Source organism: Bacillus sp. AFS040349 (assembly GCF_002577655.1).
Taxonomy (GTDB): domain Bacteria; phylum Bacillota; class Bacilli; order Bacillales; family Bacillaceae; genus Metabacillus.
Window position 1 is genome coordinate 20234 of the sequence record NZ_NUMC01000029.1, and the last position, 11287, is coordinate 31520.

General features: G+C 33.4%; 17 protein-coding genes and 1 other RNA gene. 8 read left to right on the top strand and 10 right to left on the bottom strand.

The window, feature by feature from the left end; genetic code table 11:
• Nucleotides 1-151: 151 nt before the first annotated feature.
• From rnpB to COD11_RS07315, 6 genes are all read right to left on the bottom strand, one after another.
• Nucleotides 152-542, bottom strand: an RNA gene (gene rnpB / locus COD11_RS07290) — RNase P RNA component class B.
• Nucleotides 543-611: 69 nt separating this feature from the next.
• On the bottom strand, nucleotides 612-911 hold the full coding sequence (gene gpsB / locus COD11_RS07295) for a cell division regulator GpsB (RefSeq protein WP_098796104.1): 300 nt from the start codon (nucleotides 909-911) through the stop codon (nucleotides 612-614).
• 103 nt (nucleotides 912-1014) lie between these two features.
• Complete coding sequence (locus COD11_RS07300; protein WP_098796105.1) at nucleotides 1015-1575, bottom strand: SLOG family protein; 561 nt, start codon at nucleotides 1573-1575, stop codon at nucleotides 1015-1017.
• A 155-nt stretch (nucleotides 1576-1730) separates the two neighbouring features.
• Nucleotides 1731-2000: a CotD family spore coat protein gene (locus COD11_RS07305; protein ID WP_098796106.1), complete on the bottom strand. Its 270-nt coding sequence runs from the start codon at nucleotides 1998-2000 to the stop codon at nucleotides 1731-1733.
• A gap of 309 nt (nucleotides 2001-2309) precedes the next feature.
• Nucleotides 2310-3581 (bottom strand): ribonuclease H-like domain-containing protein, encoded by a 1272-nt coding sequence (locus COD11_RS07310; protein ID WP_098796107.1) that lies wholly within the window; start codon nucleotides 3579-3581, stop codon nucleotides 2310-2312.
• Nucleotides 3565-5856, bottom strand: a complete 2292-nt coding sequence (locus COD11_RS07315) for a DEAD/DEAH box helicase (RefSeq protein ID WP_098796108.1) — start codon at nucleotides 5854-5856, stop codon at nucleotides 3565-3567. Before COD11_RS07315 ends, COD11_RS07310 begins: the two co-directional genes overlap by 17 nt.
• Nucleotides 5857-6068: 212 nt before the next feature.
• Here COD11_RS07315 and COD11_RS07320 point away from each other — a divergent pair, with 212 nt between their 5' ends.
• The 5 genes from COD11_RS07320 (at nucleotide 6069) to COD11_RS26740 (ending at nucleotide 7660) form a co-directional block, all read left to right on the top strand.
• Nucleotides 6069-6551: an Hsp20/alpha crystallin family protein gene (locus tag COD11_RS07320; RefSeq protein WP_098796109.1), complete on the top strand. Its 483-nt coding sequence runs from the start codon at nucleotides 6069-6071 to the stop codon at nucleotides 6549-6551.
• A 259-nt stretch (nucleotides 6552-6810) separates the two neighbouring features.
• Entirely contained in the window at nucleotides 6811-6999 is a 189-nt protein-coding gene (locus tag COD11_RS07325) for a hypothetical protein (protein ID WP_098796110.1), read from the top strand.
• Between the two features lie 5 nt (nucleotides 7000-7004).
• Nucleotides 7005-7253, top strand: coding sequence for a sigma-G-dependent sporulation-specific acid-soluble spore protein CsgA (locus COD11_RS07330; RefSeq protein ID WP_098796111.1), 249 nt, complete (start codon nucleotides 7005-7007; stop codon nucleotides 7251-7253).
• Nucleotides 7254-7272: 19 nt separating this feature from the next.
• The gene (locus COD11_RS07335; protein ID WP_098796112.1) at nucleotides 7273-7533 is read left to right on the top strand and encodes an Acb2/Tad1 domain-containing protein; all 261 of its coding nucleotides are present in this window, start codon (nucleotides 7273-7275) and stop codon (nucleotides 7531-7533) included.
• Nucleotides 7520-7660 carry a hypothetical protein gene (locus COD11_RS26740; protein ID WP_176551012.1) on the top strand — a complete coding sequence of 47 codons (141 nt, stop codon included), beginning with the start codon at nucleotides 7520-7522 and terminating at the stop codon, nucleotides 7658-7660. The genes COD11_RS07335 and COD11_RS26740 overlap by 14 nt, the downstream gene beginning before the upstream one ends.
• A 47-nt stretch (nucleotides 7661-7707) precedes the next feature.
• Here COD11_RS26740 and COD11_RS07340 read toward each other — a convergent pair whose 3' ends face one another.
• A complete protein-coding gene (locus COD11_RS07340) occupies nucleotides 7708-8151 on the bottom strand; it encodes a YppG family protein (RefSeq protein ID WP_255301559.1) in 444 nt (147 codons plus the stop codon).
• A 167-nt stretch (nucleotides 8152-8318) separates the two neighbouring features.
• Here COD11_RS07340 and COD11_RS26745 point away from each other — a divergent pair, with 167 nt between their 5' ends.
• Nucleotides 8319-8483, top strand: a complete 165-nt coding sequence (locus COD11_RS26745) for a hypothetical protein (protein ID WP_176551013.1) — start codon at nucleotides 8319-8321, stop codon at nucleotides 8481-8483.
• A gap of 45 nt (nucleotides 8484-8528) precedes the next feature.
• Here the strand turns inward: COD11_RS26745 and COD11_RS07345 are convergent, their stop codons facing one another.
• Both COD11_RS07345 and COD11_RS07350 read right to left on the bottom strand, forming a co-directional pair.
• Nucleotides 8529-8903 (bottom strand): DUF1798 family protein, encoded by a 375-nt coding sequence (locus COD11_RS07345; RefSeq protein WP_176551014.1) that lies wholly within the window; start codon nucleotides 8901-8903, stop codon nucleotides 8529-8531.
• A gap of 58 nt (nucleotides 8904-8961) precedes the next feature.
• Nucleotides 8962-9216 carry a hypothetical protein gene (locus tag COD11_RS07350; RefSeq protein ID WP_098796114.1) on the bottom strand — a complete coding sequence of 85 codons (255 nt, stop codon included), beginning with the start codon at nucleotides 9214-9216 and terminating at the stop codon, nucleotides 8962-8964.
• A gap of 174 nt (nucleotides 9217-9390) precedes the next feature.
• On the opposite strand from COD11_RS07350, the gene COD11_RS07355 reads away from it, so the two are divergent.
• Nucleotides 9391-9489 carry a spore protein gene (locus COD11_RS07355; protein ID WP_098796115.1) on the top strand — a complete coding sequence of 33 codons (99 nt, stop codon included), beginning with the start codon at nucleotides 9391-9393 and terminating at the stop codon, nucleotides 9487-9489.
• Between the two features lie 66 nt (nucleotides 9490-9555).
• Here COD11_RS07355 and COD11_RS07360 read toward each other — a convergent pair whose 3' ends face one another.
• Entirely contained in the window at nucleotides 9556-10512 is a 957-nt protein-coding gene (locus tag COD11_RS07360; protein WP_098796173.1) for a DUF2515 domain-containing protein, read from the bottom strand.
• 168 nt (nucleotides 10513-10680) lie between these two features.
• On the opposite strand from COD11_RS07360, the gene recU reads away from it, so the two are divergent.
• Nucleotides 10681-11271 carry a Holliday junction resolvase RecU gene (gene recU / locus COD11_RS07365; protein ID WP_098796174.1) on the top strand — a complete coding sequence of 197 codons (591 nt, stop codon included), beginning with the start codon at nucleotides 10681-10683 and terminating at the stop codon, nucleotides 11269-11271.
• The last annotated feature ends 16 nt before the right edge of the window (nucleotides 11272-11287 follow it).

Genomic DNA, 11287 nt, shown 5'->3' on the forward strand with positions numbered 1-11287 from the left:
ATATCTATCTATTTATTCGTTTTTAACAATAACTACTATGTATATCCTGAACAATTTCATCCAATTATATCCAACAAAGTTATGTAAATAAAAAGGGACTGATATCATCAGTCCCTGTTGTTTACTGTTGTTATACTGATTTCCAATAACGTTCGATAAGCCATGTTTTGTTCCATCGTACTACAAACGGCATGAGCCTCGTACTCAGGTGGTAATCATCTATCTACAAAAGCAAATTGCTTTTGTCCTTCTCTTCGTTCAATTCCTCCAAGAAGGTGCCCCTACCATAATTTGGGTTTCTCGCTCGTGGGGTTTACCTCGTTCCACTCTTACGATTTCTCGCAAGACTCCGTCACTGTGGCACTTTCAAGGTATTCAAGCCATATCCATAAGGACTTAGGCTTTTTCCCTGCCGTCAGCCAAGTAAACTTGACTGCCCTAGCTTATGAATTCGCTAGGCACGAACACTACGGGCATCTCAGCACCGTGCGAGCATGGACTTTCCTCTACAATCCTAAAGACTGCAGCGATTACCTAAACGTTATTAACGAAACAGTAAACTCAGTATACCTAATATTCGAAGATAATACAAGTGGAAATAACTAGGAGAATTAATCGTATAGTTTACTTCCAAACACATGTTTTTCAAGGTTAGATAAACGTTTTAAAATATCGAAGTTTGTTGTATTTGTTTGTACTGGTGTTTGCTTCTTATATGTATCATCAAGCTGCTTTTTCAAACGCAAATTTTCTTGTTGTAGATCTTCATACTCTTGATGAAAAGTTTCATAATCTTTAATAACCAAATCCAAAAATTTATCAACTTCTTCTTGTTTATAACCTCGTACACCTGTTTTAAATTCTTTTTCTAAAATTTCTTTTGCTGTCAATTTCATTTTATCTGAAAGCATATCTTCACCTCATTATAACGAAGTAATCCACTTATATTTTTTCAGAAATCCTGTTACTTGTCAATTTCAATTATATTTTCCTTTAAAAATCATATGTATTCTTTCACCAAAAATCTTGTTTTTTTGAATTTTCCTCTTCTACTATTGTTTGTAGTTCAGAAAAATCAATCAGGCTTATTGTATAGGAAGTTGTTTGTTGCTTTTTACGGGCTGCTTCTAACAAGTATTTAGGAGAACCTTCTTTTTCTTCATCATAAACTAAAAGTACTCCATCACTTTTATGTACAAGAAATTCATTTTTCTGGCGAAACTGAAAAGGACTTTCATATTCTCTTTTTGTTATACTGTCAACAATATCTGCTTGTGAAAGAATAAACTCATAGTATTCCTGATTTGCTTCATTCCACTTTGATTCCTGATTTAAAAAAGGAGTTAATACAGCCAACTTGAGGTCAGAATAGTGAAGTTGCAAATCAAACACAACTTCCGCAGCCCACAACTCTACACCCATTTGTCCACTGATGATAACCCACTCTAATCCTTCCTCGACAAAACCTGTTAACGTTTTTTCTATTGCCTTTTTAATATAACCAACGGCTTGGTCATCATTTTTAAAAATACCGAGTTCAAATGACTTGTAACCTGATATTGTTAAGACCTTCATTTTTACCACCTAATCATTATATAAATTAATAACCTTCATTATACTTATATTTCAGATTGAAATGAATAAAAGATGCTATTAACCTTATATTGTAAAAATAAATCTTTTGTTAAGTAAAAAGGGAGCTGAATACAGCTCCCTAAAGCTTCAAATTATTATCCAAAGAATGGACCAGGGCCAAATCCTGGACGTGGACGTGGACCAAATCCTGGTGTTGGACCATAAACGTTAAAGTGTTGGTGTGATACCTCATTCTCAAAAGATTGAGTTTGTGGGAAATAGTGCTGATGCTTATAGAATTCATGATTTACATTTGTTGTGTGTTGTGGATGAATGTGTGGTACGATCGTTTCAGAATAACTATTATTTACACAATGTTTTGTCGGGTGTACAATTGGTGCCATAACTTTTGGTTTGCAATGCATGTAGCATTTCTCCTTTCATCATTTATCATGTCTTACACTTTTAACCTATGATGAAAGTTACCTACATGTACTAAGGCAAGCACCTAATTTTTATAGAAAAGTATAGAAACTGTCTCTAAAATTCGTAAAAATAACAATTGTTAAGACGATTACAATGAAAAATAAGTATAAAACGCTTTTGTACAAGTTGCTCTTCTCCCTTGTTAAGAACTAATTACAATCACTTATTTTACATGGTTCACCATAATCCTACAATTGTTATTTAATAATTTAGGTAAAATTCATATCTTTGTCAAAAAAATGGCGAAATTACTCAGTTTCTGCGCTTGCCCGGGGAATATTTTTAGAAAATTTCCTCTTTAAGCGATTTAGTCTGTTTAAGATGTCGTTTTCATCGATAAACGACAGCGTATCTTTACATTCTTTGAATAGAATATACATATCTTCAGTATGTTTTGTTGCTTTTTGCAAGTCTTTTTCTTTATGTTCATAATACTTCGCAAGTTCTTCAAAAGCCTTTATTGCCATTTTCCCTCTTGATTCTACTACAACTTCATTCCACAGGTTGATTGCCCGATTCCAATCCTTTTGCTTTTTATAAATCAAGGCTAATGCATATTTTGCTTCCACATCTTGGTTTGTGGATTTTTCCATAAGACTGGTATAAGCATTTAATGCTGAAGATTGATCCCCTACATAATCTAACCATCTAGCAATTTCATAATGCTCTGAATCTGTAGCCTTATCATTTGTGCTCAACAGTTTATAAGATAAGTGGATATATAATGTGATAAGAGAAAGCACATCTATTTCATTATGCTTTAATACTCCCATTATAATTTCAGGATTCTGCTTTTTTACAAACTCGAAATAAATCATTGGAGCTAAAAAACCGGGAATGTCATTTTCTCGATAAATCCCAAGAATCTCGTTTTCAACCTTTGCTAGTCTTACTGATTCGAGTTCATTTTTCCAAAGCCTCCGTGCAGCATGAAATAAATCAAAATGACCAAATGCGGGAAGTTTTGGTACCAACTCTCTAATTAAAGTATGACGGGTCTTCACCTGAGGCCAATCAAAGGCTTTTCCATTATAGGTGACAAGTGTTTTGCTATTAATCCCCTGCAAAAAGCTTTGATAAAGTGCTACTTCATTTCCTGGCTTTGGTAACAAATATTGTTTCACAACCACCCGGTCCTCCAAAACTTGAGCTTGCCCTAACAAAAAAATGGTGTTTCCCGCTCCCCCACCAAGTCCAGTTGTTTCCGTATCAAAGAAAAACAAATCACTTGCCAGGTGATTTCTAGAGGAAAGCGGATGCTTTAAATCGCTTTGATTCCACATAGAAACAACCTGTTGAAATTCTTTTAACTGATATTTTCCGTGTTGATAATCTAGTGGATAAACAACTTCTCGAATGAAACAAGCTTGTCCATCATAATGAATGATTTGTGTGTTATGTTCATTCCATAATAATTGTTCTTGGTCATGAGATTGCTGTTGAGCATTTTCAGAATTTTGCTCAGTTTCATCTCGGATGACATGCTTCTTTAATCGATTTAGTTTATTTTTTAACGACATTTGCCTCATCCTTTAATTTCCTTAAAAGAAAATGGGTATCTTTTTTTATAGATTCAGTTGAACTTTCAACACCTATACACGAAGGGCATCCAGCATAACATGGACAAGTTTCTATTAATTTAATTGCTTCTTTCAAAACATCATTCATCGTTTCAAAAATTTTTTTAGATAACCCTACTCCACCAGGATATCGATCATATAGAAAAATTGTTGGTTGATTATTATGAACTGCTTTTATTTGAGCGATCACATGCAAGTCACTTGGATCACACATTACTTTTAACGGTGCCACGTGTTGGAGAACATGTGCTGCAGAAACTAAAGCCTCCTCCAACCTTTTTTCTGATAACTTGTCTACAATATTCGAATGAAGGCTCATCCAAGCTGAATTTGTATGAAGCTCTTCTTCTGGTAGATGAATAGGGCCTGATCCAATATTTTCATGAGTATCAAATTTGATTTTTTTGAATATGGTTGCCATAGCTTGAACTGTCACATCACCATAGCCATAGTCGACATCCTCCAGGTGTTCATGCATGTCTTCTTCTAGTACTTTTAATTGAACCGCAAGATTGGCATCAGTGAAGTAATCAACATCCACTTCTCGTACAAATGCCTTTTTTTCCTCCCAATCAAGTTTTTCCACTTGAAATTGAACACCTTGATGTAAATAAATTGCTTCATCATGCAGTAATGTCATTGCGCTAAATCGATCCATCTCTCCAATTACCTTCACTTTCGCAATATCAGATTGATCGATGATAATCACGTTTTCTTGTGAAGCAGACCTGAGACTTATATTGTGAGCTGGGAATGAATCGTTCATCCAATGATAGGTTTCATTATTATAATAAAGAACTCTTTCTTCAGCTAAGAACTGCAGGATATCTTCTAACTCTAACCCATCGAATGTATCACCTTCTCTAAACGGAAGCTCAAATGCTGCACATTTTAAATGATCTACAAGCACAACTAGATTATCAGGGTTAATAATGGCTGTTTCTGGATTTTGTTCAAAAAAGTATCGTGGATTTTGAATTATATATTGATCAAGTGGACTGGAGCTTGCAACCATGATAATAACTGCTTCTCCTTGCCTTCTTCCAGCTCTTCCAGCCTGTTGCCATGCACTTGCAATAGTTCCAGGATATCCAGTCATTATACAAACCTGTAAACTACCTATATCTACTCCTAATTCAAGGGCATTGGTGCTAACTACACCTAAAATTTCGCCATCCCGCAGTCCTCTTTCAATTTCCCTCCGCTGTTTTGGTAAATAACCTCCACGATAACCGCGAATTGATTTTTTTGTCAGTTCATTTTTTATCAGTTCTTTTAAATAAGTTAAGATGATTTCAACTCGTACTCGGCTACGAGCAAATACGATTGTCTGAATCTTATTTTCAAGAAATTCTCCTGCTAATCTTCTAACCTCTAAAGTTGCACTTCTTCTAATATTAAGAGGCTTATTGACAATAGGAGGGTTATAAAAAATAAAATGCTTTTTACTGGCTGGAGCACCATTTTTTGATATAAGTTGCATAGTTGTTCCAGTTAGTGTTTCAGCTAATTCTTTTGGATTAGCAATTGTTGCAGATGTACATATGAACTGAGGGTTACTTCCATAAAATTCACAAATTCTCTTAAGTCGTCTAATGACATTCGCAACATGGCTGCCAAAAATTCCTCTATAAATATGAAGCTCATCAATGACTATATATTTTAGATTTTCAAACAGAGATACCCATTTTGTATGATGCGGTAAAATGGCTGAATGAAGCATATCTGGGTTTGTAATGACAATATGACCTGCTTTTCTTACCTTTTGACGTATTGCCGGTGAAGTGTCTCCATCGTATGTATAAGAATTCAACTGAACTCCCATTTCTTCGATGATTTCATTGATCTCAGACTTTTGATCTTGAGCCAGTGCTTTCGTAGGAAAAAGATATAATGCCCGACTATTTTCATCTTTCAATATGTTTTGTATTACAGGCAAGTTATAGCATAATGTTTTTCCTGAAGCAGTTGGAGTAACGGCTACAAAGTTTTCGCCTCCACTTGCAAATTTATAGGCTTCACTTTGATGTGTATACAATTGTGAAATCCCTCTATTTTCTAATGCTGTTTTTAAGCGGTGATCTAGATCAACCGGCATATCAACAAGTTCCCCTTCTTTAGGGGGAATCGTATGCCAATGAACAATTTGATCTTGAAAATCGTCATTTGTTTTTAAAACATTTAAAATAGTTTCTAATGATTTTCTAAATTCCATTTTATTCACTACCTTCTACATTCTGTAGCTTCACTTCTATTTTAGCGAATAAATGTTCGGAATTAAAGTGGTATTGATTTGAAATTTTTATATCTAGCTTTTAGCTAATATCTTGCGTAGTTTCAAAAGGAAAATAATCCCACTTCTAAATAACGTTTCTAATCACCTTTTCATATAATACTCTGTCATCACATGTGTAAGGAGGAGTATAGATGAAAAAGAAAAATGAATTAAATAATAATGAAAATGAACAGACCTTAGAACAGCTGGATTTTTTCCAAATTGTAGATCATTTTTTTTGTTCGGAACCATTAAAGCAATTTATGAGTGAGTTTGATTCTATGTTTGAGGGGGCTTTTCCGCATAAAGCTATTCATGTAAACACTTATGAAACAGATAATAAATGTGTTATTGATTTAAAAATTCCTCCTGTTAAAAAAGAACAGATAAAACTTGAGCTTTATGATCAATATTTAACTATTTCTGTTACAAATCGTGAGGAAATTAAAGAATATAATGAACACGCTTCAACTTTCAGAAACTATACATCGTTAGATAGCTTGTCAAAAACCATTCTCCTACCATACCCTGTTAAAGAACATGAAATAAAAACTACTTATAAAAATGGTTCATTACTTGTTACTATACCTAAAAAATCAAAGCAAATCTTAATAGAAGATGATACACAATCATAACAAAGTTAAGGTCTTGATGACCTTAACTATTTTTGTGTGATTTACTTCCATACTTCGGATTCTCTTCAGGTGTAGGATCCTTTGCTAAATCTTTTGCTGATGCAGTAACTTCCGCTTTACTTCCATTTTTATTTTGCTTCAACTTTATCACCTCTCTTTTATGATGACTTAATTTTTTATAATTTACGCGAAAAAAAACCAAAAATTTACGAGAAATTATTGTGTTTGATAAGAAACAATAAGAATGGAGGTGTTTTTAATGACAAAGAAAAATCAACGACTTCCTGATTTTAAAGAGTTAAACGATCGCATTATCGCCGAAGCATCGTCTTCTCCTTCGATTGTAATTAAAACTAATTTGGATGAAGAAGATGTGTCAATAGACAATCCATATTCAAATAAGAACACTGGAAACTCTGATGAATTTAAAAACTTTTTTAAGGAATGATGAAAATGGATTTTACGTTAGGATATTTGCGAGAAGCTTTATCAAATTATGACAGAAGTTCAGTATGCCATAGGATTTATCAAAAGTTGGAAAAAGGTTCGTATGTGAGTGAAAAAGATTTTGTATTAGCGCTTGAGGATGATGAGGTTCAATTCTTAAATAACATCCTACCCGATGAAATAAAATATGCCTTTGACGAACAAGACTTTATACGTGGAAATCAATTAAATGAGGTTTACGAACAGTTAATATAAAAGATCACTGGGGGCTATTATGAACAGAAACAGCAATCATTACATCAACATTAAATTTCAAACAGGTGCCATTGATCGTGAAGGCGTAAATGGTTGCCAAGTTGAAGATGTTATAAGTGTTCTTGTTGACAAACTTAAATCTCATCAAAATGGTGAATTTGCTTGTCCAGAAAACTCGATGGCCATTTCAAATCTTCAAACTGCTAATTATGCATTAAGAGTAAGAAAAGAAAGACTGGAAAATAATGAAAGAGGAACTGAAATCCATGATACCTTTTAACACAAAAAAATATTCTAACACAGATGTTAAAGAGGTCAAGCGCTTAAATGCTCAGTCTGGTTTATCATATAATGAAGTAAAGCAGCTTTTAGCACAACAATATCAGAAAGAGAACAAATTAACATAAAGCAGAAATGACCCAGTTTGTTTTCATACAACTGGGTCTTTTTTTGATTATTTAAACATAGATGTTACTCCCTTAAAAAGCCCACCCATTTGATTGACAGCGTTCATCATTTGTCCTGCTGTATCCATCATTTTGTTAAAGTCTAATTGTCCGTCAGATTTTTTGAATTGTGAAAGTACATTTTGAAAACCTGATGGTTGCTGCTGTTTAAAATGTGGCATAGGCTTTGGATACGGAGTTGGATATGGATTATTCATATATCCGCCACCATTCACGCTTCCTCCGTAACCACCTCCATAGGGTTGGTATGATTGTTGAAAGCCAGGTTGAAACCCTTGAAAATACGGATTTACTGATTGATTTGAATACGGGCTATTGTTATAAACATTTTGGTAACCAGGCATTTGCTGTCCATAAGGTGGATAGGATTGGAAATACTCATTATCTCTTCTTTGAGATCTTCTGTTGAAATATGGATATTGTTGTTGCATCCAAGAAACCTCCTCCCAGTGATTTCCTTAAAGTTATTACATCATATGATGCAAATGCCTATTAGGTGATAATTTCTAATGCATTCTATATCAGTTAAAAGGATTCATACATGAAGAGTTACAATTTTGCTCATATTAGAAATGAGACATTAAAGGAGGTTTTGACTTTGGCTAGAGGAAAACATTTTAATCATAAAGAAAAAGGACATGAGCCAACTATTCCAAAACATGGTCAAGAAGTGGTTGGAAAAGATACTGAACGTGTTGGCTATGATATTGAAATCGTTGGAACTGACACTGAACGTCCTGTTAGTATAAAAGTCGAGGAGTAAGGCTTCTAACTAATAAAAATTCATTATAAACGTAAAAGGACGTCTCTATTTTGAGTCGTCCTTTCTATCTATTTGCTCAATCATTCCATTTAGAATATATTCAACAGAATGATGTAGGTTATGAAAACGCTGCTTATTAACGTCTTTGTAAAATGATTGAAGAACAACTTGTTCAATATTTTCCATGGCTGAGTCAATTTGAGTAAGATGTATATACTTAGGTTTATAATCTGAGACCCATTTAACAGCTAATGGTTTCCATTCGTTCGCTATATTCATAACCAACTCAAAATTTGGCTTAACATCCTGATAAAAATATTCTTCTGTTTTTTCCGGTTTTTCATTTAATTGTTCAAATCGCTTTTTGCATTTCTCTAAATGCTGAAGAAGTTGTTGAGAAGATATTAATAGTAGTTCCAAAGCTTTCACCTCGAACTTATCATATCAAAACTCTCAAGATAAAGCACATAAGCACCCCTTATAAATTTGTCGCGACGATAGGGAATGGATAATGCTGATATTTATCATTTTTCAAAGGTGTCTCTTGTTTTGTAGGGACTTTTGACATTATATTTGATAATTGACAATCAATCTTAACCGCTTGTTTCATCAAATCTTCTTCAATATTTTTAGATAAAAGCCGGTTATCCATTTCTTGTTCCAATTTCATAAGCTCTTGTTCTAACTCCTCTAACTTCTCTTCGATCACACTTTTTTCAATGATATTTTTCATTATTCTCCCTCCTCATAATGCTAATATTCTCTCTCATTCCCCCATCCCCTTCAAACCTGACAAAACTAGTTTTCATTCGGCAAAGAAAGTGAAAAAATACAGTTTTCGACAACTTCCTGTGTGTTGAATGGAAATACGGGGTTTCGCACAAAATAAAAGTAGGAGGTGCTGATAATGGCTAAAAAACCAAAAGGTAAACAACAATCTGCTGAAGAAAAAGCAAACATTCCTAGTGATAAAAAACTTGATGGACCTAATCGCCCTTCAACATAATCGATCACAGGAAACAATAATGTCTAAATACTTAAGTTAGCAAGGACAAAAGGTCCTTGCTCTTTTTCATCCATTTCTCCAATATTCCTGCAAAACTGTAAATAGGTGAAGTTGATCCTGCTTATGCTTAAACCAATCTGTTATTTCATAGTTTTTCGGTATTTTTCTTCTCTTAAACAAATGTTTTGTACTTTGTCCATGAAACCAATCCTTTCTTAATCCGTCTAATGTATGGGGGATAATCGGATAAGCTGTTCGTAATAATGGTGTTTCTCTTTTTCTTTTATCGGCAAAGTATTTTTCATAATCATGTCTGGATCCTGTGTGTGGAACTGTTTTTGCAAAGGTTTCAAAATGTTGATACATTCCCGAATCAAATAAAAGCCATCCTAATCGTTTTCCTAATTCAATTCGGTTTGTAAGTTTTTCAAAGTTGTAAACTGAAAATCCAAATAACTTTCCATGTAAAGTTGGGAAAATTACTGTACTAAAATGAAAAAGATCTTGAAATTTATAGGGGGCAGATTTAAAAACATGACGTCTATATGTTTCGTTCATAATGACAGGCTGATGAATAACATTTTGTTCATTAATGATTAAAGCAGTCATTAACCGATCTTTTTGACGCTTTTCCCAAAAAAGCCACCATTCTTTTTCCATAAATTCTGAAACCTGAAATTGTGATAAAAGGTGAAAAAGTGGTTTGTTTACTTTCTTAGAAAATTGGTAAATAAGTAATTGGGGAAATGCATCATAAAATATTGTCCAATTTGCTCTTTCATATGTCATAAAGAGCAGGCTTCTTTTTTCTTGATTTAATGCTTTTCGAAACCATCTACCCTGTAAGTCTGTCATACTCCAACCTGCGTTTCTGGAAACCATGCTAGCTAAAAATGACCACTTTATCTCAGGGTGTTTAAAATAAAATTCTTCGTAAGCTTTAGTTCTGGAAATATTATCAATATTTTTTGCTTTTGTTATTTGTAAAATTTCCGAAACTAATTTTTGTTCATCAAGATTCATATGCAAATTATTTGTTCTAGACTTATTAAACATTGGTACACCTCATATTTATAGCGTAACCTAAATAACTGAAAGTACACACATTAACAAAATTGAAACTTTTTAATCATTCCTTTTCAAATTTTTTTGGTATGATAAGAAGTAGTTTTGAAGAGGAGGTAAAATATGATTTTTCGTTATCCTAACGGAAAGCCCTATCAGCCTAAGAATACACCTAAGAAAAAGCAACAACCTTCTATCGTATATAGCAACAGAGGTATGACTCTTGAAGAAGATTTAAATGAAACAAATAAATACTACTTAGAAAACCAGCTAGCTGTCATACATAAAAAACCAACACCTGTTCAGATTGTAAACGTAGATTATCCAAGACGTAGTGCAGCTGTTATAAAAGAAGCGTACTTTAAACAAAGCTCAACAACTGACTATAATGGAATTTACAGAGGGAAATATATAGATTTTGAAGCGAAGGAAACAAAGAACAAAACTTCTTTTCCATTACAAAATTTTCATTCACATCAAATTGATCATATGAAAAGTGTATTAAAACAAGATGGAGTTTGTTTTGTCATTTTATCCGCTTTTAATGATTTTTATTACCTTGATGCAAAGCATTTGCTGGTTTTTTGGGAGCGACAGGAAAATGGTGGTCGAAAGTCGATTACTATGGAGGAAATTAAAGATAAAGGTCATATTATTCCTATTGGATATCAAGCAAGGATTGACTATCTTAAGATTATAGATAAACTATATTTTTAAGATACTTTAATTTTAA

Bases quoted from the DNA above. Each gene is read 5' to 3' on its own strand.
- COD11_RS07320 (WP_098796109.1), top strand. From the start codon at position 6,069: ATGAAAAAGAAAAATGAATTAAATAATAATGAAAATGAACAGACCTTA.
- COD11_RS07300 (WP_098796105.1), bottom strand. From the start codon at position 1,575: ATGAAGGTCTTAACAATATCAGGTTACAAGTCATTTGAACTCGGTATT.
- COD11_RS07315 (WP_098796108.1), bottom strand. From the start codon at position 5,856: ATGGAATTTAGAAAATCATTAGAAACTATTTTAAATGTTTTAAAAACA.
- COD11_RS26740 (WP_176551012.1), top strand. From the start codon at position 7,520: ATGATACCTTTTAACACAAAAAAATATTCTAACACAGATGTTAAAGAG.
- COD11_RS07360 (WP_098796173.1), bottom strand. From the start codon at position 10,512: ATGAATCTTGATGAACAAAAATTAGTTTCGGAAATTTTACAAATAACA.
- COD11_RS07325 (WP_098796110.1), top strand. From the start codon at position 6,811: ATGACAAAGAAAAATCAACGACTTCCTGATTTTAAAGAGTTAAACGAT.
- COD11_RS07350 (WP_098796114.1), bottom strand. From the start codon at position 9,216: ATGAAAAATATCATTGAAAAAAGTGTGATCGAAGAGAAGTTAGAGGAG.
- COD11_RS07310 (WP_098796107.1), bottom strand. From the start codon at position 3,581: ATGTCGTTAAAAAATAAACTAAATCGATTAAAGAAGCATGTCATCCGA.
- COD11_RS07340 (WP_255301559.1), bottom strand. From the start codon at position 8,151: ATGCAACAACAATATCCATATTTCAACAGAAGATCTCAAAGAAGAGAT.
- COD11_RS07335 (WP_098796112.1), top strand. From the start codon at position 7,273: ATGAACAGAAACAGCAATCATTACATCAACATTAAATTTCAAACAGGT.
- COD11_RS07355 (WP_098796115.1), top strand. From the start codon at position 9,391: ATGGCTAAAAAACCAAAAGGTAAACAACAATCTGCTGAAGAAAAAGCA.
- COD11_RS07330 (WP_098796111.1), top strand. From the start codon at position 7,005: ATGGATTTTACGTTAGGATATTTGCGAGAAGCTTTATCAAATTATGAC.
- COD11_RS07305 (WP_098796106.1), bottom strand. From the start codon at position 2,000: ATGCATTGCAAACCAAAAGTTATGGCACCAATTGTACACCCGACAAAA.
- gpsB (WP_098796104.1), bottom strand. From the start codon at position 911: ATGCTTTCAGATAAAATGAAATTGACAGCAAAAGAAATTTTAGAAAAA.